17 protein-coding genes and 1 tRNA gene are annotated in these 18,709 nt (G+C 61.6%); 7 read left to right on the top strand and 11 right to left on the bottom strand.

Going from position 1 to position 18,709, the window contains the following annotated elements; translation table 11 throughout:
• Window positions 1-17: 17 nt before the first annotated feature.
• The 3 genes from DIC66_RS00565 to DIC66_RS00555 are packed head-to-tail and all read left to right on the top strand — an operon-like array spanning window position 18 to window position 4,604.
• Window positions 18-1,100, top strand: coding sequence for an efflux RND transporter periplasmic adaptor subunit (locus DIC66_RS00565; RefSeq protein ID WP_158558813.1), 1,083 nt, complete (start codon window positions 18-20; stop codon window positions 1,098-1,100).
• Window positions 1,097-4,195, top strand: a complete 3,099-nt coding sequence (locus DIC66_RS00560) for an efflux RND transporter permease subunit (protein ID WP_117173013.1) — start codon at window positions 1,097-1,099, stop codon at window positions 4,193-4,195. The genes DIC66_RS00565 and DIC66_RS00560 overlap by 4 nt, the downstream gene beginning before the upstream one ends.
• 4 nt (window positions 4,196-4,199) lie before the next feature.
• Window positions 4,200-4,604, top strand: a complete 405-nt coding sequence (locus DIC66_RS00555) for an RNA-binding S4 domain-containing protein (protein WP_117173011.1) — start codon at window positions 4,200-4,202, stop codon at window positions 4,602-4,604.
• Between the two features lie 32 nt (window positions 4,605-4,636).
• Here DIC66_RS00555 and DIC66_RS23040 read toward each other — a convergent pair whose 3' ends face one another.
• The 11 genes from DIC66_RS23040 to uvrB form a co-directional block, all read right to left on the bottom strand.
• Window positions 4,637-4,813: a hypothetical protein gene (locus DIC66_RS23040; RefSeq protein ID WP_158558812.1), complete on the bottom strand. Its 177-nt coding sequence runs from the start codon at window positions 4,811-4,813 to the stop codon at window positions 4,637-4,639.
• Window positions 4,814-4,922: 109 nt separating this feature from the next.
• Window positions 4,923-4,997, bottom strand: a tRNA-Val gene (locus DIC66_RS00550).
• Between the two features lie 56 nt (window positions 4,998-5,053).
• Window positions 5,054-5,758: a DNA polymerase III subunit epsilon gene (gene dnaQ, locus DIC66_RS00545; protein WP_117173009.1), complete on the bottom strand. Its 705-nt coding sequence runs from the start codon at window positions 5,756-5,758 to the stop codon at window positions 5,054-5,056.
• Window positions 5,759-6,142: 384 nt separating this feature from the next.
• Window positions 6,143-6,481, bottom strand: a complete 339-nt coding sequence (gene fdx / locus DIC66_RS00540) for an ISC system 2Fe-2S type ferredoxin (protein WP_117173007.1) — start codon at window positions 6,479-6,481, stop codon at window positions 6,143-6,145.
• A gap of 9 nt (window positions 6,482-6,490) precedes the next feature.
• Complete coding sequence (hscA, locus tag DIC66_RS00535) at window positions 6,491-8,347, bottom strand: Fe-S protein assembly chaperone HscA (RefSeq protein WP_117173005.1); 1,857 nt, start codon at window positions 8,345-8,347, stop codon at window positions 6,491-6,493.
• Window positions 8,348-8,367: 20 nt separating this feature from the next.
• Complete coding sequence (gene hscB / locus DIC66_RS00530; RefSeq protein ID WP_117173003.1) at window positions 8,368-8,883, bottom strand: Fe-S protein assembly co-chaperone HscB; 516 nt, start codon at window positions 8,881-8,883, stop codon at window positions 8,368-8,370.
• Complete coding sequence (iscA, locus tag DIC66_RS00525; RefSeq protein ID WP_117173001.1) at window positions 8,880-9,203, bottom strand: iron-sulfur cluster assembly protein IscA; 324 nt, start codon at window positions 9,201-9,203, stop codon at window positions 8,880-8,882. Before iscA ends, hscB begins: the two co-directional genes overlap by 4 nt.
• Before the next feature lies 1 nt (window position 9,204).
• Complete coding sequence (iscU, locus tag DIC66_RS00520; protein WP_117172999.1) at window positions 9,205-9,591, bottom strand: Fe-S cluster assembly scaffold IscU; 387 nt, start codon at window positions 9,589-9,591, stop codon at window positions 9,205-9,207.
• A 142-nt stretch (window positions 9,592-9,733) separates the two neighbouring features.
• Complete coding sequence (locus tag DIC66_RS00515) at window positions 9,734-10,954, bottom strand: IscS subfamily cysteine desulfurase (RefSeq protein ID WP_117172997.1); 1,221 nt, start codon at window positions 10,952-10,954, stop codon at window positions 9,734-9,736.
• 57 nt (window positions 10,955-11,011) lie between these two features.
• On the bottom strand, window positions 11,012-11,548 hold the full coding sequence (iscR, locus tag DIC66_RS00510) for a Fe-S cluster assembly transcriptional regulator IscR (protein WP_117172995.1): 537 nt from the start codon (window positions 11,546-11,548) through the stop codon (window positions 11,012-11,014).
• Window positions 11,549-11,677: 129 nt separating this feature from the next.
• Window positions 11,678-13,813: an excinuclease ABC subunit UvrB gene (gene uvrB / locus DIC66_RS00505; protein WP_117172993.1), complete on the bottom strand. Its 2,136-nt coding sequence runs from the start codon at window positions 13,811-13,813 to the stop codon at window positions 11,678-11,680.
• 158 nt (window positions 13,814-13,971) lie between these two features.
• Between uvrB and DIC66_RS00500 the strand changes: the two genes are divergently transcribed.
• The 4 genes from DIC66_RS00500 to rsxB are packed head-to-tail and all read left to right on the top strand — an operon-like array spanning window position 13,972 to window position 18,676.
• A complete protein-coding gene (locus tag DIC66_RS00500) occupies window positions 13,972-15,168 on the top strand; it encodes an amino acid aminotransferase (RefSeq protein ID WP_117172991.1) in 1,197 nt (398 codons plus the stop codon).
• A 7-nt stretch (window positions 15,169-15,175) separates the two neighbouring features.
• Entirely contained in the window at window positions 15,176-16,522 is a 1,347-nt protein-coding gene (locus DIC66_RS00495; RefSeq protein WP_117172989.1) for a phospholipase C/P1 nuclease family protein, read from the top strand.
• 52 nt (window positions 16,523-16,574) lie between these two features.
• Window positions 16,575-17,999: a polyhydroxyalkanoate depolymerase gene (locus DIC66_RS00490; RefSeq protein ID WP_117172987.1), complete on the top strand. Its 1,425-nt coding sequence runs from the start codon at window positions 16,575-16,577 to the stop codon at window positions 17,997-17,999.
• 14 nt (window positions 18,000-18,013) lie between these two features.
• Window positions 18,014-18,676: an electron transport complex subunit RsxB gene (rsxB, locus tag DIC66_RS00485; RefSeq protein ID WP_117174076.1), complete on the top strand. Its 663-nt coding sequence runs from the start codon at window positions 18,014-18,016 to the stop codon at window positions 18,674-18,676.
• The last annotated feature ends 33 nt before the right edge of the window (window positions 18,677-18,709 follow it).

Below are 18,709 nucleotides of genomic sequence, written 5' to 3'. Positions count from 1 at the left end.
CCACAGCCTCTGCCCCCTTGCAACCCGTCACCGTCACCACCGTCAAAGCGCAAAAGAGGGACTTCCCGGTCAACCTGCAGGGCAATGGCATCGTCACGCCGCTGACCAGCGTGGACCTGCGCTCCCAGGTCACCAGCACGGTGGCCAAGCTGCATTTTTCAGATGGACAGTTTGTGAAGGCCGGGCAGTTGCTGATTACGCTGGACTCCCGTACCGACGAGGCCAACCTGGCCAAGGCACGCGCCCAGTTGGTGAAAGACCAGGCCGCTGTGGCCGATGCCAAGCGGCAATTTGAGCGGGCCAAGCAACTGTTTGCGCAGAACTTTATTTCGCAAGGCGCGGTGGACACGGCCCAGACGCTGGTGGAGTCCACCTCGGCCAGCACGGTGGCAGACCAGGCCGCCATTGATGCCAGCAAAGTCAGCCTGTCCTTTGACCGCATCACAGCGCCCATCTCAGGTCGGGCTGGTGTGGTGAATGTGTCGGTGGGCAGCCTGGTGCAGGCCAACACCACTTCGCTGGTGACGATTACCCAGCTCGACCCGATTGCCATTGCCTTCAGCATCCCGCAGCGCAATCTGCCCGATGCCCTGGCGGCCCTCAAGGCTGGAGGTGCGCCGGTCACGGCCAAGCTGGCCGACGGCGGCGGCAGCTTCAAGGGGCGACTGCAGTTTGTGGACAACAGCGTCACGGCCAGCTCCGGAACGGTGCAGGCCAGAGCCGTATTTGCCAACAAGGAAGGCAAGCTATGGCCCGGCGCGTATGTGGACATCTCGCAAACCGTGACTACCCTGGCAGACGCCACCACCATCCCGCAAGCGGCCGTGGTGCAAGGCACGCGCGGCACCATTGTGTATGTGCTGGACGATGGCAAAGCACGGCTGCAGCCCATCAAGGTGGTGTATGCCGAGGGCACTGAAGCAGCCGTAACCGGCATACAGCCCGGCGACATAGTGGTGATGGACGGCAAACAGAATGTGCGGCCTGGCAGCCCCTTGGTAGAGCGTGCCAAAGCGCCCGCTGCTGCTGCATCCGGCACTGCAGCGGCAGACGCCAGCAAGGCCGCCGCGTCGCAAGCCTCTGGAACCAGCAAGCCATGAATATCTCGGAGCTGTTCATACGCCGTCCTGTGATGACGGTGCTGCTGAACCTGGCCATTGTGCTGGCGGGTGTGATTGGCTACCGCAGCATTCCGGTGGCGGCCCTGCCCAGCTACGACACGCCAGTGATCAACGTGTCTGCCAACTTTGCCGGCGCCAACCCCGAAACCATGGCCAGCGCCGTGGCCCTGCCGCTGGAGAAGCAGTTTCAGACCGTGCCGGGCCTCAAAACCATCAGCTCCACCAGCATCCTGGGCAGCACCTCGCTGACCCTCGAGTTTGACGAAGGCCGCAGCATTGACGCGGCGGCCGTTGACGTGCAGGCCGCGCTCTTGCGGGCCCAGCGCGCACTGCCTACCGACATGACGGAAACACCGTCCTACCGCAAGGTGAATCCGGCCGACGCCCCGGTGCTGCTGATCTCCATGCGTTCGCCCTCACTGGCGCCCTCTGACCTGCAGGACTATGCGGAACACCTGATATCACCCACCTTGTCCATTCTGGATGGTGTGGCCCAGGTGAATGTGTTTGGCTCCAAACGCTTTGCCATCCGCGTGCGCGTGAAGCCTGCGGCGTTGACGGCCGCCAACCTTGGGCTCGACGAACTGAGCGCCGCCCTGCGCGGGGCCAACGTCAACACACCGGTGGGCACACTGGACGGCCCACAGCAAACCCTGGTCGTGCAGGCCAACAAGCAACTGCAAAATGCACAGGCCTATGCCAACCTGATTGTCGCCATGCGTGCTGGCAACCCGGTGCGGCTCAAAGATGTGGCCAGCGTGGAAGACAGTGTAGAGACCTTCAAGAGTGCGGCCACCTTCAACGGCGAGGCTTCCATCACCCTGGCCATATTGCGCCAACCCGGCGCCAATACCGTGCGCGTGGTGGACGCCATCCGCTCTGCCCTGCCCGCTCTGCAAAGCCAGATGCCGCAGTCGGTGTCGCTCACCCCCATCAATGACCGCTCGGTCTCGGTGCGCGAAGCCCTGCACGATGTGACCCTGACTTTGGCAGGCACCATTGTGCTGGTGGTGCTGGTGATCTTTTTGTTCCTGCGCCGCTTTGTGGCCACCGTCATCCCCACGCTGTCCCTCCCTGTTTCCCTGATTGGTGCCGTGGCGCTGCTCTGGGGCCTGAACTACAGTCTGGACAATATCTCCCTGCTAGGCCTCACCTTGGCCGTGGGCCTGGTCGTGGACGATGCCATCGTGGTGCTGGAGAACATCATGCGCCACGTCGAAAACGGCGAGGAACCCTTCCAGGCCGCCCTGCGCGGCGCGCGCGAGGTGGGCTTCACGATCCTCTCCATCTCGTCCTCGCTGATTGCGGTGTTCATCCCGATCTTCTTCATGCCCGGCGTGATTGGCCTCTTGTTCCACGAGTTTGCGGTGGTGGTGGGCCTGTCGATTGTGGTGTCGGCCTTTGTGTCGCTGACCCTGGTGCCCATGCTGGCCAGCCGCTTCCTCACCGATGATGCACACAAAAAGCCTCCCGGCTATGTGGTCAAGCTGTTTGAACGCGGCTTTGACAACCTGCTGGCTGGCTACACCCGGCTGCTGGACAAGTCGCTGGGCCATCGCAAGCTGATTCTGCTGCTGGCCGCTGCTACCTTTGCCGCCACCGCCTGGCTGTTCATGGTGATTCCCAAGGGCTTTTTTCCCGAGGAAGACATCGGCCAGATCCAGGTGTCCACCGAAGCCTCGGAAGACATTTCCTTTGCCGAGATGGTGCGCCTGCAGGAGCGTGCAGCCACCATCTTCCGGGCCGACCCGAATGTGGCGGCAGTCAATTCGTTTAACGGCGGCAACAGTGCGCTCAACACCGGGCGCATGTTCATCACCCTCAAGCCCCAAAACCAGCGCAAGCCCATGAAGCAGGTAGTCGAGGGGTTGCGCAAGAAGCTGCGCGAGGTGGCGGGTATCAATGTTTTCATGCGCCCGGTGCAGAACCTGCAGTTGGGTGGGCGGCCCAGCAAGGCGCAGTTCCAGTACATCCTGCAAAGCGTGAAGGCCGACGAGCTCAATGGCTGGGCCAGCAAACTGCAGGACAAGCTGCGTGCCGACCCGCTGTTCCGCGATGTGACCAGCGACGCCCAGCTGCGCGCCCTGCAGGCCCAGCTCAAGATTGACCGGGACCGCGCCAATTCCCTGGGCGTGTCCATTGACGCGATCCGCTCGGCCCTGTTCAGCGCCTTTGGCGAGCGCCAGGTTTCCACCATCTACCTGCCCACCGACAGCTACAAGGTGATCATGGAGCTGGCACCCGAATTCAAGCAGGATGAACTGGCGCTCAACGCCGTCTTTGTGCGCGCCAACACCGGGGCACTGGTGCCACTGTCGTCCTTCACCACCGTGGAACGCACGGTGGGCGCCACCTCCATCAACCACGTGGGCCAGTTGCAGGCCGTCACCGTGTCCTTCAACCTGGCACCTGGCGCTGCTCTGGGTGACGCTACGGCCCGCATTGATGCAGCGCGTGAAGCCATCCAGCTGCCTGGCTCCATCATCACCAGCTACGGTGGTGACGCCGCTGTATTCAAGAGCTCGCAAAGCAGCCAGGCCATCCTGATCATCGCCGCCCTGCTGGTGATTTACGTGTTGCTGGGCGTGCTGTACGAGAGCTTTATCCACCCGCTGACGATTTTGGCCGGCCTGCCTTCGGCCGCCGTGGGTGCGCTCGCCACCCTGATGCTGTTCGGCCAGGACCTGACGCTGATTGCCACCATTGGCATCGTGCTGCTGATCGGCATTGTGAAGAAGAACGCCATCATGATGATCGACTTTGCGCTGGACGCGCAGCGCCACCACGGCATGACACCGCAGCAGGCCATCCGCGAGGCCTGCATCATGCGGTTTCGCCCCATCATGATGACCACCATGGCTGCCCTGATGGGCGCCCTGCCGATTGCGCTGGGCGTAGGCGCCGGCGCCGAGCTGCGCCAGCCCCTGGGCCTGGCCGTGGTCGGTGGACTGGTTTTCTCCCAAGCCATCACGCTATTCATCACGCCGGTGCTGTATGTGGTGCTGGACCGCTTCAGCGGGCACGGCCCGGTGCTGACACCTGAGGTGCCAGTCATAGAAGACATGACCGGCTGAGCACATGGACAAGGTTCGCATCGACAAATGGCTGTGGGCGGCGCGCTTTTACAAGACGCGCTCACTGGCCACGGAAGAGGTGCACAAGGGCCATGTGCAAGTCAATGGAGCCGACGTCAAAGCCTCGCGCGAGATCCGGGTGGGCGACAGCGTCGTGCTGCTGCAAGCCAAAGTGCCGCGCACTGTTAACGTCACGGGCTTGAGCGGTCAGCGCGGCTCTGCCACCGCGGCGGCCTTGCTGTATGAAGAAACCGAAGAGAGCAAACAGCTCAGGGAGGCCACTGCCGAGCGCCGTCGCCTGAGCCCTGAGCCTGCGCTGTCCATTGAAGGCGGACGCCCCACCAAGCGGGACCGGCGTGATCTGCAAAAAGGCTGGGGCGACCGCTGGTCGGCCTCCGTGGACAAATAGCTACTGGCTTTGACTTGCGCTGGTGCGGCAGTTCACCACCACTGCGTGAGCGCCCACAGCACCAACACGACAGCGACTGCAATCCCCAAGCCACGGGAGCCGATTGACTTGCGGGCTGTATCGACCGGTGCCAAAGGTGCCTTCTGCGACAGAGGCGCAGGCATGGTTTCGATCGCCAGGAGTGCGGGGTAGGTTGTCTGCTCTTGCATATTGTTTCCCGACTCGGGCGCCGTATTGATTTGCGCTGCATTCTACGTTGGCAATGCAAGTCGGAGCAGCAATAAAAAAAGGACTTGGCGTGACGCCAAGTCCTTGATCTGGTGGGCGATGCAAGTTTCGAACTTGCGACCCCTGCAGTGTGAATGCAGTGCTCTACCCCTGAGCTAATCGCCCTGAATGCTGTTCAGGAAGCCTCAAATTATAACCAGAAAAACACGCCGCCTTTTCAATCAGGCCGCTTCTTTCCAAAAAGCTTTGCCGCCACTGGCTTTGTCGATCTGTTGCATGGCTTCGGCATGGGCTGCGAGCTCCTGCTGGTTGGCGCTCAGCACAATAAGGTCAATGGTGGACAGGTCCACGCGTTCCACGGGGATGCCGCCCTGCTCCTGCTGTTCGCCCACATCCATGAGCAGGGCGTCCTGGCCGCGTGTCATGTTGATGTAGACATCGGCCAGCAGTTCGGCGTCAAGCAGTGCGCCGTGCAGGGTGCGTCCGGAGTTGTCCACACCCAGGCGGTCGCACAGCGAGTCGAGGTTGTTGCGCTTGCCGGGGAACATTTCTTTGGCCATGACCAGGGTGTCGACCACGCTGGTCACATGTTCCTTGAACAGCGGCTTGCCAATCAGCTTGAGCTCGGCATTCAAAAAGCCGATGTCAAAGCTGGCGTTGTGGATGATGACTTCGGCGTCCTGGATGTAGGCCAGCAGCTCATCGGCCACGGCCTCGAACTTCGGCTTGTCGCGCAAAAATTCTGTGGTCAGGCCGTGGATGCGCAGGGCCTCTTCGTGGCTGTCGCGTCCGGGGTTCAGGTAAAAATGCAGATTGTTGCCGGTGAGCTTGCGGTTGAACAGCTCGACACAACCGATTTCAATCACCCGGTCGCCTTGATCAGCGTACAGGCCGGTGGTTTCGGTATCCAGAAAAATTTGGCGCATCGGTCTATTTTGCCCTAGTCAAATACTTCAATGCATCCTGCGATGTAACGCAAAGTGAGGCTTATCTCTCGCGCTGCGCGGGAAGGGGCTATGCCGAGCACCTCATGGCGGAGTACCGCAAATCGGCGCCCGGCATAGCCCCTTCCCACGCGACCTTGGGCGAGCCAGCGTTTCAATACCGTGAGCCCCGATTAGTACCTGGTATGTGGCAATTGGAATTCGGTATTTCTCGGCAAGTGAAACAACGCCACTATGAGCCGGAGGGGCGAGGGTGGGCGACGATTTGTGGTACTCCACCATGAGGAGCCCACCCTTGCCCCTTCGGCGCACCCACACGCAGGCACGACAGAAGCACCCCAACCCACGCTCAGGCAAAAAGATAAATCAGTGGTTTTCTTTGGCGTGGTTGATGGAATACTTGGGGATCTCCACCACCAGGTCTTTTTGCGCCAGGATGGCCTGGCAGCTCAGGCGCGAATTGGGCTCCAGACCCCAGGCACGGTCCAGCAGGTCTTCTTCGGTTTCTTCGAGTTCGTTGAGGGAGTTGAAGCCCTCGCGCACCACCACATGGCAGGTGGTGCAGGCGCAACTCATGTCGCAGGCGTGCTCGATGTTGATGCCGTTTTCCAGCAAGGCTTCACAGATCGAGGTGCCAGCCGGTGCGTTGATGTCGCGGCCCTGCGGACAGTATTCCGGGTGCGGCAGGATTTTGATGATGGGCATGGTGGTGACTTAAATGGTTGCGATGTTCTTGCCGGCCAGGGCCTGTGCAATGCCGTGGTTCATGCGCGCGGCAGCAAAGGCCTCGGTGGCTTGTGCCAGCTCTTTGGCCACGGCCTCAATGTGGGCGGCATCCGGGCTGGCGAGGGACTGTTCGGCGGCCAGCATGGCCGCATCAATCGCAGCGCGCTCAGTAGCGTCCAGCAACGCGCCATCCACAGCCAGCGCGCTGCGTGTGGCCAGCAGCAGGCGGTCGGTGTCCACACGGGCTTCCACCAGGGCGCGGGCCTGCATGTCCTGCTGAGCAGTGCTGAAGCTGTCCTTGAGCATTTGCGCGATCTGCTCGTCGCTCAGGCCATACGAGGGCTTGACGTCGATGCGTGCTTCCACGCCGCTCACCTGTTCCTTGGCGCCCACGTTGAGCAGGCCATCGGCATCCACGGTGAAGGTGACGCGGATGCGGGCCACACCGGCAGCCATAGGCGGTATGCCGCGCAGCTCGAAGCGCGCCAGGCTGCGGCAGTCGGCCACCAGGTCCCGCTCCCCTTGCACCACGTGCAGGGCCAGCGCAGTCTGGCCGTCCTTGTAGGTGGTGAAGTCCTGCGCCATGGCGGTGGGGATGGTCTGGTTGCGCGGCACGATGCGCTCCACCAGGCCACCCATGGTCTCAATGCCCAGCGAGAGCGGAATCACATCCAGCAGCAGCAAATCGCCATCCGGGTTGTTGCCGGCCAGTTGGTTGGCCTGGATGGCAGCGCCCAGCGCCACCACCTCGTCGGGGTTCAGGTTGACCAGCGGCTCCTGGCCAAAGAACTCGCCCACCGCACGGCGCACCTGCGGCATGCGGGTGGAGCCGCCCACCATGACCACACCCTTGATGTCGTCCTTGGTAAGTGCTGCATCGCGCAGGGCCTTTTTGATGGCTTGCAGGGTGCGCTGGGTCAGTGCGATGGTAGCGGCTTCAAACTGTTCGCGGTTGAGTGCCACGTCAATAGCGCCGGTGGAAAGCTCCACCTCGGCGGTAACGATCTCTTCAGAGGACAGCGCTTCCTTGCACTCCCGCGCATGGGCCATCAGGCGCGCCTGGTCTTCCATGGAGTCAATCGTCAGGCCGGCTTCCTGCAGCAGCCAGTCGGCCAGGGCGCGGTCGTAATCGTCGCCGCCCAGGGCCGAATCGCCCCCGGCGGCCAGCACTTCAAACACACCGGCTGAGAGGCGCAGGATGGAGATATCAAAGGTGCCGCCGCCCAGGTCGTACACGGCGTAAACGCCTTCCGCGGCGTTGTCCAGGCCATAGGCAATGGCCGCTGCGGTGGGCTCGTTGATCAGGCGCAGCACGTTGAGGCCGGCGAGTTGCGCGGCGTCCTTGGTGGCCTGGCGCTGGGCGTCGTCAAAGTAGGCGGGCACGGTGATCACCGCGCCAAAGATGTCGTCATTGAAACTGTCTTCGGCACGGAAGCGCAGGGTGGCCAGGATTTCGGCGCTCACTTCCACCGGACTCTTTTCACCGGCGATGGTGCGCACCTTGACCATGCCGGGCGTGTCCACCAGCGCATAGGGCAGCTTGGCGGCTTGGGCCACATCCTTGAGGCCACGGCCCATCAGGCGCTTGACCGAGGCAATCGTGTTGCCCGGATCATTCACCTGGTTTTCCAGCGCGTCATAGCCAATCTGGCGGCGCTGCGCGTCCAGGTAGCGCACCACGCTGGGCAGGATCACCCGCCCCTCTGCATCGGGCAGGCACTCGGCCACGCCATTGCGCACCGAGGCTACCAATGAATGGGTGGTTCCCAGGTCAATGCCCACCGCAATGCGCCGCTCATGCGGGTTGGGGGACTGGCCGGGTTCGGAAATCTGTAGTAGCGCCATCGTCTCTTTGTGCCAAATAGCTAAGCGAATTGGTCCAGCTGCCGGTTCAGGTCCTGGGTGAACTTTTCGATAAACATCAAAGTCCGCACCAGACCGACTGCGGCAGCGTAGTCCTGTTGATCATCAAGCAGCACTGCGCAGTGGTACAGCATCTGCTCTTTGCTGTGTTGCACGGTTTCCGCCAGCTCTTCCAGCGGCTCCAGCCCCCGTGCATCGTCGAGTGCCTCGCGCCACTCCATCTGCTGCATCAGGAAACCTGCAGGCATGGCGGTGTTGCTGTGGGCGTTGATGGGAAAACCCGCCAACTCACACAGATAGGCGGCCCGTTTGATCGGGTCTTTCAGGCGCTGGTAGGCCTCATTGATGCGCACCGACCATTGCATGGCAACACGCTGTGCTGCTGCGCCCTGCGCTGCAAACTTGTCCGGGTGGGCTTCGCGTTGCAGGTCTTTCCAGCGCGCATCCACTGCGGCGCGGTCCTGTTCGAACTGCCGGTCCAGCCCGAACAGTTCAAAGTCATCGTCCTGCAGGTTCACACGCGGAACGACTCACCGCAGCCGCATTTGTCCCGCTCATTGGGGTTGTTGAAGCGAAAGCCTTCGTTCAACCCCTCGCGCACAAAGTCGAGCTCGGTGCCATCGATATAGGCCAGGCTCTTGGGGTCCACCAGCACCTTGACGCCATGGCCTTCAAACACCATGTCTTCGGGGGCGAATTCGTCCACGTATTCCAGCTGGTAAGCCAGCCCGGAGCAGCCCGTGGTTTTGACACCCAGACGCACGCCCACGCCCTTACCACGCTTGGCAAGGTAACGGGTGACGTGGCGTGCTGCGGCCTCGGTCAAGGAGATGGCCATATCAGTTCAAATGTTTCTTTTTGTAGTCGTCCACGGCCGCTTTAATAGCGTCTTCTGCCAGGATGGAGCAGTGAATCTTAACGGGAGGCAGAGCCAGCTCTTCGGCGATTTCGCTGTTCTTCAGGGCCGCTGCCTGGTCCAGGGTTTTGCCCTTGACCCACTCGGTCACCAGGGAACTGGACGCAATAGCCGAGCCGCAGCCATAGGTCTTGAAACGTGCGTCTTCAATCACGCCGGTCAGGGGGTTCACCTTGATCTGCAGCTTCATCACGTCACCGCAGGCGGGCGCACCCACCATGCCGGTGCCTACGTCTTCGTCGCTCTTGTCAAAGGAGCCGACGTTGCGCGGGTTTTCATAGTGATCTACAACTTTTTCTGAGTAAGCCATTTTGTTTACCTCTTCAACTTCCAAAAATTCGAAACGTATCCGCTAAGTCACAAATGGCCCAGGGCGCGAAGCGCTTGCGAAGGCAGTGCGTTTAGCACGACAAGCAAGGGCGACAAAGCCATGGGTCATTTTGACGACGCGGTTAGTGAGCAGCCCATTGGATGGTGCTTATGTCGATGCCGTCTTTGTACATATCCCAAAGAGGGCTCAGGTCGCGCAGCTTGGCGACGTTCTTCTTGATGGTGTCCACGGCGTAGTCGATTTCCGCTTCGGTGGTCCAGCGGCCAATCGTCATGCGCAGGCTGCTGTGCGCCAGCTCATCGCTGCGGCCCAGGGCGCGCAGCACGTAGCTGGGCTCCAGACTTGCCGATGTGCAGGCCGAACCACTGCTGACCGCCAGGCCCTTGATACCCATGATGAGGGACTCGCCCTCCACATAATTGAAGCTCATGTTCAGGTTGTGCGGCACACGCTTTTCGGTGTGGCCGTTGATGAACACCTGCTCCACGTCCTTGAGGCCATTGAGCATCCGGTCGTGCAGGGCACGGATGCGCGTGTTTTCCTCGTGCATCTCCGCCTTGGCAATGCGGTAGGCCTCGCCCATGCCCACAATCTGGTGCGTGGGCAGCGTGCCCGAACGCATGCCGCGCTCGTGGCCGCCACCGTGCATTTGCGCTTCCAGGCGGATGCGCGGCTTGCGGCGCACAAACAAGGCACCGATGCCCTTGGGGCCATAGGTCTTGTGCGAGGTCAGGCTCATCAGGTCCACGGGCAGCGTGGTGAGGTCGATGTCAACCCGGCCGGTGGCTTGGGCTGCGTCCGAATGGAAAATTACGCCCTTCTCGCGGCAGATGGTGCCCAGGGCAGCGATGTCCTGGATGACGCCAATCTCGTTGTTCACAAACATGACGCTGGCCAGGATGGTGTCAGGGCGGATGGCCGCTTTAAACGCTTCCAGGTCCACCAGGCCGTCGCTTTGCACGTCCAGGTAGGTCACCTCAAAGCCCTGGCGCTCCAACTCGCGGCAGGTGTCCAGCACGGCCTTGTGTTCGGTCTTGACGGTGATGATGTGCTTGCCGCGGGTCTTGTAGAAGTGCGCAGCGCCCTTGAGGGCCAGGTTGTTGGACTCGGTGGCGCCTGAGGTCCAGACGATTTCACGCGGGTCGGCACCGATCAGGGCTGCCACCTGCTCGCGGGCTTTTTCGACAGCGGCTTCGGCCTCCCAGCCCCAGGCGTGGCTGCGGGAAGCGGGGTTGCCAAAATGGTTGCGCAACCAGGGAACCATGGCGTCCACCACCCGCTCGTCGCAGGGGTTGGTGGCGCTGTAATCCATGTAGATGGGGAAGTGGGGCGTGGTGTCCATGAATCGCTCGGTACTAACGGTAAATAGGGGAAGGCTCAGTGCAAGCACTGAACGGTTTCAGCTCTTTGAGAAGGCATTGCCCAAGGCAAAAACCGAGTTCGGCGCATTGATGCGGATGGGCTTGACGGCCGGCATGGCCGAGATGGCACGCTTGACGCTGGGCTTGTCTTCGATCTGCAGGCCCTTGGCCAGTTGCTCGTCGACCAGCTTCTGCAGGGTGACCGAGTCCAGGAACTCGACCATGCGCGTATTCAGTGAGGCCCACAAATCGTGGGTCATGCAGCGGTTGCCCTCGCCCAGGCAGTTTTCCTTGCCTGCGCACTGGGTGGCGTCAATCGGTTCATCCACCGAGACGATGATGTCGGCCACGGTGATGTCGCTGGCCTTGCGTGCCAGGGTGTAGCCGCCACCCGGGCCGCGGGTGGATTCCACCAGCTCATGGCGGCGCAGCTTGCCAAACAGCTGCTCCAGGTAAGACAGCGAAATCTGCTGGCGCTGGCTGATGGCGGCCAGGGTCACAGGCCCACCGGCCTGGCGCAGGCCCAGATCGATCATGGCGGTAACGGCGAAACGGCCTTTTGTAGTGAGACGCATGGCGAACTCCTTTGTCCATTTGGTTGACTAACTGGCTCAAGTATAGCAAGAAACCAAGCGTTCTGCTCGGGTAACTAGACTGTCCAGTCGCAATCCCGACCAAATCAAAGGGTCAGACTGATTCAGTGCTCATTTAGAAGGCATGGGCAGGATGGCCAGGTTGTCCGAACCCGGCGCGCCAAAGGCCTGTTCCTTGAGGATGTGCAACTGGTCGCGCACGCGGGCGGCCTTCTCGAATTCGAGGTTGCGTGCGTGTTCCATCATCAGCTTCTCCAGCCGCTTGATCTCACGGGACACGTCTTTTTCGCTCATATCTTCCACCTGGGCGCGGGCCACGGCGTCGCGCTCCAGGCGCTCGGCTTCCTTGCCCGCCTTCTCGCTGTACACACCGTCTATCAGGTCGCGCACCTTCTTGACGATGGCCCGGGGCGTGATGCCGCGCTCCAGGTTGTGGGCCACCTGCTTGGCGCGGCGGCGCTCGGTCTCGCCCATGGCGCGGGACATGGAGTCGGTGATCTTGTCGGCATACAGAATCGCCCTGCCCTCCAGGTTGCGGGCCGCACGGCCTATGGTCTGGATGAGCGAGCGCTCGGAGCGCAGAAAGCCCTCCTTGTCCGCATCCAGAATGGCCACCAGCGAGACCTCGGGGATGTCCAGGCCTTCGCGCAAGAGGTTGATGCCCACCAGCACATCAAACGTGCCCAGGCGCAGGTCGCGCAGAATTTCCACCCGCTCCACCGTGTCCACATCGCTGTGCAGGTAGCGCACCTTGACGCCGTTGTCGCTCAGGTAGTCGGTGAGCTGTTCGGCCATGCGCTTGGTCAGCGTGGTGATGAGCACGCGCTCGTTCTTCTCAACGCGGATGCGGATTTCCTGCAGCACATCATCCACTTGGCTGGTCGCCGGGCGCACCTCCACCTCGGGGTCCACCAGGCCGGTGGGGCGCACCACCTGCTCCACCACCTGTCCGGCATGGTCCTTCTCCCACTGCGCGGGGGTGGCCGAGACAAAGATGGCCTGGCGCATGCGGGCTTCGAACTCATCGAACTTCAGCGGCCGGTTGTCCAGCGCGCTGGGCAGGCGAAAGCCATATTCCACCAGCGTGGTCTTGCGCGCCCTGTCGCCGTTGTACATGCCGCCAAACTGGCCTATGAGCACATGGCTCTCGTCCAGGAACATCACCGCGTCCTTGGGTAGATAGTCGGTCAGGGTGGCGGGGGGCTCGCCTGGCAAGGCGGCGCTCAGGTGGCGCGAGTAGTTCTCGATGCCCTTGCAGTGCCCCACCTCGCTGAGCATTTCCAGATCAAACCGGGTGCGCTGCTCCAGGCGCTGCGCCTCCACCAACTTGCCCATGGACAGAAATTCCTTGAGGCGATCCGCCAGCTCCAGCTTGATGGTTTCCACAGCGGCCAGCACCTGCTCGCGCGGGGTCACGTAGTGGCTGCTGGGGTAGACGGTAAAGCGCGGGATTTTCTGGCGTATGCGGCCGGTGAGCGGGTCAAACAGCTGCAGGCTTTCGATCTCGTCATCAAACAGCTCCACGCGGATGGCCATCTCCGAGTGCTCGGCCGGGAAGATGTCGATGGTGTCGCCGCGCACGCGAAAAGCTCCGCGCGAAAAGTCGATGTCATTGCGCTGGTACTGCATGCGCACCAGCTGGCTGATCATGTCGCGTTGGCCCAGCTTGTCGCCCACGCGCAGCGTCATGATCATCTTGTGGTACGCCTCGGGCTGGCCGATGCCGTAGATGGCCGATACCGTGGCCACGATCACCACATCGCGCCTCTCCATCACGCTCTTGGTGCAAGAGAGGCGCATCTGCTCGATGTGCTCGTTGATGGCAGAGTCCTTCTCGATGAACAGGTCGCGCTGGGGCACATAGGCTTCGGGCTGGTAGTAGTCGTAGTAGCTGACGAAGTACTCGACCGCGTTCTTGGGGAAGAACTCGCGGAACTCGCTGTAGAGCTGCGCAGCCAGGGTCTTGTTGGGTGCAAACACAATGGCCGGTCGGCCCAGCTGGGCGATGACATTGGCCATGGTGAAGGTCTTGCCGGAGCCGGTGACGCCCAATAGCGTCTGGAACACCTCGCCGTCGTTCACGCCTTCCACCAGCTGGCGGATGGCCTCGGGCTGGTCGCCCGCTGGAGGGTACGGCTGGTACAGCTCAAAGGGCGAATCGGGGTAGCGCACAAAGGTGCCGGTACGTTCCGCGTCTGCGGACTCGGCAACTGCAGCGACAGGGGCAACGGACTTGGAAACAGGCATGGCGAAAAATCCGCAAGGGCAAAACACGCACTGTAGACCAGCTCAGCACTGGCGGCGTTGCCCATCCCTACAAGTCCCGCCAATTCAAGGCCAAATGTGTCAAGGCCAGACGCAAGTAAAATCCGGGGTATTCCCTAACTCCTCCACAGGTTCTGTCCATGTCTCTCTTCTCCGCCGTCGAAATGGCCCCCCGCGACCCCATCCTGGGTCTGAACGAACAGTTCAACGCCGACACCAACCCCAACAAGGTCAACCTCGGTGTGGGTGTGTATTTCGACGACAACGGCAAGCTGCCCCTGCTGCAATGCGTCCAGGCTACCGAAAAGACCATGATGGACAAGCCCACCGCCCGCGGCTACCTGCCCATCGACGGCATTGCCGCCTATGACGCGGCCGTCAAGACCCTGGTGTTTGGTGCCGACAGCGAGCCGGTAAGCTCTGGCCGCGTGGCCACCGTGCAAGCCATTGGCGGCACCGGCGGATTGAAGATTGGTGCCGACTTTTTGAAGCACCTGAACCCCAATGCCAAGGTGCTGATTTCCGACCCCAGCTGGGAAAACCACCGCGCCCTGTTCACCAACGCGGGCTTTGTGGTCGATACCTACGCCTACTACGACGCAGCCAAGCGCGGCGTCAATTTTGATGCAATGCTGGCCAGCCTGAATGCCGCAGCTGCTGGCACCATCATCGTGCTGCACGCCTGCTGCCACAACCCGACCGGCTATGACATCAGCCCCGCCCAGTGGGACCAGGTGATTGCCGTGGTGAAAGCCAAAGAACTCACCCCCTTCCTGGACATGGCTTACCAGGGCTTTGGCTACGGCATCCAGGAAGACGGCGCGGTGATCGGCAAGTTTGTGGCCGCTGGCCTGAACTTCTTTGTATCGACCTCATTCTCCAAGAGCTTCAGCCTTTACGGCGAACGTGTGGGTGGCCTCTCCGTCTTGTGCTCCGACAAGGAAGAAGCCAGCCGCGTGCTGAGCCAGCTGAAAATCGTGATCCGCACCAACTACTCCAACCCGCCCACCCATGGTGGCGCCGTGGTGGCCGCCGTGCTGAACAACCCCGAGCTGCGCGCCCTGTGGGAAAAGGAACTGGGCGAGATGCGCGTGCGCATCAAGGCCATGCGCCAGAAGCTGGTGGACGGCCTGAAGGCCGCGGGTGTGCAGCAGGACATGTCCTTCATCACCACCCAGATCGGCATGTTCAGCTACTCAGGCCTCTCCAAGGACCAGATGGTGCGCCTGCGCAATGAGTTTGGTGTGTACGGCACCGACACCGGCCGCATGTGCGTTGCCGCGCTCAACAGCAAAAACATCGACTACGTCTGCGCTTGCATCGCCAAAGTGATGTAAGGCTGCCTTGACGCGATTTTTCCATTCCGTGGTCCTGCTGCTGGCAGGGCTGGCAACCATGCAGGCCATGGCTTGGGAAAATCACAGCCTGGCCAGCTACCGGGCCTTTGAGAACATGCCCGAGGTGGCCAGTGCGCCCAGCGTCACCGTCGAGCCACTGGAAGCTTTTTTACGTGCCGAGGAATACACCCTGGAAGCCTTGCTGGCCAGCCAGGAGGCTTGGGGTTTGACCAGCATCGAAAAGTATCCGGCGCGCCCGGCAGAACTCGCCTTCAAGGCCGACCCCGGCCGGTCAGATGAGTCCCGCAGACTGGCCTTCTTGCGGGCCCTGCGCGTGGCACCCGACAGCCGCTTTGCGCTGTACACCCAAAGCGACCCCTGGAACCCCACATCGGGAACACGCCTGCCTTCTGCAGCAGTCAGCACCCAGACCGAGGCCACAGGATCCGGCTACAGATATGGGGCGCTAAAGTCGGGCGAACTGGTTGCGGCGCTGACCGTGCTTGCAACCGCCACAGGCGAACCCGACCTGGGGTTGGACATCCATCTGTTTGAAGACAGTCCATCAGACTGGGGCCGCGTCTACGGTTTTGGCCCCCAGCCTTACGGCAACCCCGCCGTCGCCCAGGATTCCCACATCCCTTTCCATTCAGGCTTTATGCACGAGAGCCGGCTGGTGAAGCTGGGCATCCCGACCGTCCGGCGCAACCTGATACTGCTGCGCTTTCACCAATTCTCTACGCTGGCCGCCTTGGCTTTCCGAACAGGGCACGCCTATTGGGGCTGGCGCTTTGCCGGGCTGTCACTGCACTACCTGCAAGACCTGACACAACCTTTGCGGGCCGCCCTGGTGCCCGGAGAGCCGAATACCAAGCTGCTCAGTGCCCAGGCACTGGCTCTTGTCGGTCTGCCAGGCATGAAAGACGAACTGGTCCAGCTACGCTCCAATCGCTGCCTGGTTGTGGAAAAATACCAGAGCGAGTTGCTGCTGCGCGCGGCGGCCAACAAGCAGGAAACCGCATTGGAGAAGGCACTGCGCAATACAGACAAAGACCGGGGCTACACGGACTGGAGTGAGCGCTACATGCGGGATGTAGTTAGTCTGCAATCTAGTCGTGCCGCACTCGCACTGGCTCAAACCCTGACTGCGGCCTTGCCAGCGGCTTTTGCCGCCGACGCGGGCTTTGACCTTGCTGCCCGGGAAACAGGAAGCAACCTTTTGTCGGAACTCATCAAACGCGATAGTCCCGAGCGAAACCGGCTCGACGCTGCCCTAGCTGAAACAATGGCAAACTTTGGCACGCACAGCCGCAATGCCCTGCGCGGCATACTTAGAGCAAGCGACCCACTTTAGCTTGAATCAAACTGTTATATTGCACTGCACCATTTTACAAAGAGAGTGATCCATGCTGTACCAGCTTTATGAAACCCAACGCTCCCTGATGGAACCTTTTGCGGATCTGGCCCAGGCCGCCGCCAAGGTTTACTCCAACCCGCTCTCACTGGCCGGTCAGAGCCCGTTTTCGCAGCGTCTGTCTGCCACCTACGAACTGATGCACCGCCTGGGCAAGGATTACGAGAAGCCCGAATTCGGCCTGCGCACCATTGATGTGGATGGCGTGGATGTGGCCATTCATGAGCGCATTGAGATCACCAAGCCGTTCTGTGAGCTGCGCCGCTTCAAGCGCTTCAGCGACGACACGGAAACACTGGCAAAGATCAAGGGCCAGCCTGCAGTGCTGATCGTGGCCCCTCTGTCTGGCCACTACTCGACCCTGCTGCGCGATACGGTCAAGACCATGCTGAAAGACCACAAGGTCTACATCACCGACTGGAAAAACGCCCGCCTGATCCCCATGAGCGAAGGCGAGTTCCACCTGGATGACTACGTCAACTATGTGCAGGACTTCATCCGCCACGTGCAGGGCATCTATGGCAACTGCCATGTGATGAGCGTCTGCCAGCCCACGGTGCCTGTGCTGGCTGCAGTCTCCCTGATGGCCAGCCGCGGCGAGAAGACCCCCTTGACCATGACCATGATGGGCGGCCCCATCGACGCGCGCAAATCGCCCACCGCCGTCAACAACCTGGCCATGAACAAGAGCCACAGCTGGTTTGAGAACAATGTGATCTACCGCGTGCCCAGCAGTTTCCCCGGAGCCGGTCGTCGCGTCTATCCGGGCTTCCTGCAGCACACCGGATTTGTCGCCATGAACCCCGACCACCATGCCCGCAGCCACTACGATTACTTCAAGGACCTGATCAAGGGTGATGACGCCAGCACCGACGCCCACCGCAAGTTTTATGACGAGTACAACGCCGTGCTGGACATGGACGCTGACTATTACCTGGAAACCATCCGCGTGGTGTTCCAGGACTTCAGTCTGGTCAGTGGCACCTGGGACGTAAAGAACCCCGCAGGCAAGCCCGAGCGCGTGCGCCCTGGCGACATCAAGACCACCGCCTTGCTGTCGGTGGAAGGCGAACTCGACGATATCTCCGGTTCCGGACAGACGCGCGCCGTGCACGACATCTGCAGTGGCGTGCCCAAGAGCCAGCAAACCCACTTTGAAGCCAAGGGTGCGGGCCACTACGGCATCTTCTCGGGCCGCCGCTGGCGCGAGCATGTGTATCCGGTGGTCAAGGCCTTCATCCTGAGCCATAACACGCAGTCTGCTGCGGTTGCCAAGCAAGTGGTGGTGAAGACGGCGGCTCCCAAGTCCGTCGAAGTGAAGGCAAGCGCCAAGGTTGTCGCCCAGCCAGGTCTCAAAGCCGTGCCGGTTGCCACCAAAAAGCCGGTTGCCAAACGCGTGACTGCTGCCAAGCAGTGAAGCTTGCGGGCGCCATGACCAGCCCACTGATTGGGCGCATCCATGACGCCCTGCCCCAGACGCAGTGCAAGCGCTGCGGCTATCCGGATTGCCTGGGCTATGCCCAGGCAATTTCCATTGGGGCGGCGGATATCAACCAGTGCCCACCCGGCGGCGCCGAGGGCGTGCTGCGTCTGGCTGCCATCACCGGACACGCGGTAAAGCCGATTGACCCGGACTTCGGTGCCGAGGGCCCACGCACTGTGGCCTTTGTGGACGAGGACTGGTGCATAGGCTGCACCCTGTGCATTGCGGCCTGCCCGGTGGATGCCATTCTTGGCGCCAACAAGCGCATGCACACTGTCATAGAAGCCCACTGCACGGGCTGTGAACTGTGCCTGCCGGTATGTCCGGTGGACTGCATCCTGCTGGAAAACGTGAGCGGCGAGGCCACCGGCTGGCAGGCCTGGTCAGCGCCAGAAGCCCAGCAGGCGCGTGATCGCTATGAGGCGCGCAGTGCGCGCCTGGCACGCGAGGTCCAGGAGCAGGAGCAGCGCCTGCTTGCCAAGGCCACACTAAAAGTGTCCGACATTGCAGAACACTCCCAGCACACCGACCCGGCTGTGCTGGCCAAGAAGCGTTCCATCATCGAAGCAGTGCTGGAACGGGCCCGCGCCAAGCGCAAGCCTGCGGACTGAAACCGCCGTTGACCGGTGCGAGCGCCAGAGCCT

The organism is Rhodoferax lacus (assembly GCF_003415675.1).
Taxonomy (GTDB): domain Bacteria; phylum Pseudomonadota; class Gammaproteobacteria; order Burkholderiales; family Burkholderiaceae_C; genus Allorhodoferax; species Allorhodoferax lacus.
Note: the sequence above shows the minus strand (reverse complement) of the source record. Positions and strands in the feature narration are given on the sequence as shown.

Excerpts from the sequence above, each read along its gene's own strand:
- uvrB (WP_117172993.1), bottom strand. The coding sequence starts at position 13,813 with ATGCCTGTTTCCAAGTCCGTTGCCCCTGTCGCTGCAGTTGCCGAGTCC.
- fdx (WP_117173007.1), bottom strand. The coding sequence starts at position 6,481 with ATGCCCATCATCAAAATCCTGCCGCACCCGGAATACTGTCCGCAGGGC.
- iscA (WP_117173001.1), bottom strand. The coding sequence starts at position 9,203 with ATGGCCATCTCCTTGACCGAGGCCGCAGCACGCCACGTCACCCGTTAC.
- DIC66_RS00560 (WP_117173013.1), top strand. The coding sequence starts at position 1,097 with ATGAATATCTCGGAGCTGTTCATACGCCGTCCTGTGATGACGGTGCTG.
- DIC66_RS00555 (WP_117173011.1), top strand. The coding sequence starts at position 4,200 with ATGGACAAGGTTCGCATCGACAAATGGCTGTGGGCGGCGCGCTTTTAC.
- iscR (WP_117172995.1), bottom strand. The coding sequence starts at position 11,548 with ATGCGTCTCACTACAAAAGGCCGTTTCGCCGTTACCGCCATGATCGAT.
- iscU (WP_117172999.1), bottom strand. The coding sequence starts at position 9,591 with ATGGCTTACTCAGAAAAAGTTGTAGATCACTATGAAAACCCGCGCAAC.
- hscA (WP_117173005.1), bottom strand. The coding sequence starts at position 8,347 with ATGGCGCTACTACAGATTTCCGAACCCGGCCAGTCCCCCAACCCGCAT.
- dnaQ (WP_117173009.1), bottom strand. The coding sequence starts at position 5,758 with ATGCGCCAAATTTTTCTGGATACCGAAACCACCGGCCTGTACGCTGAT.
- DIC66_RS00500 (WP_117172991.1), top strand. The coding sequence starts at position 13,972 with ATGTCTCTCTTCTCCGCCGTCGAAATGGCCCCCCGCGACCCCATCCTG.
- DIC66_RS00515 (WP_117172997.1), bottom strand. The coding sequence starts at position 10,954 with ATGGACACCACGCCCCACTTCCCCATCTACATGGATTACAGCGCCACC.
- rsxB (WP_117174076.1), top strand. The coding sequence starts at position 18,014 with ATGACCAGCCCACTGATTGGGCGCATCCATGACGCCCTGCCCCAGACG.
- DIC66_RS00490 (WP_117172987.1), top strand. The coding sequence starts at position 16,575 with ATGCTGTACCAGCTTTATGAAACCCAACGCTCCCTGATGGAACCTTTT.
- DIC66_RS23040 (WP_158558812.1), bottom strand. The coding sequence starts at position 4,813 with ATGCAAGAGCAGACAACCTACCCCGCACTCCTGGCGATCGAAACCATG.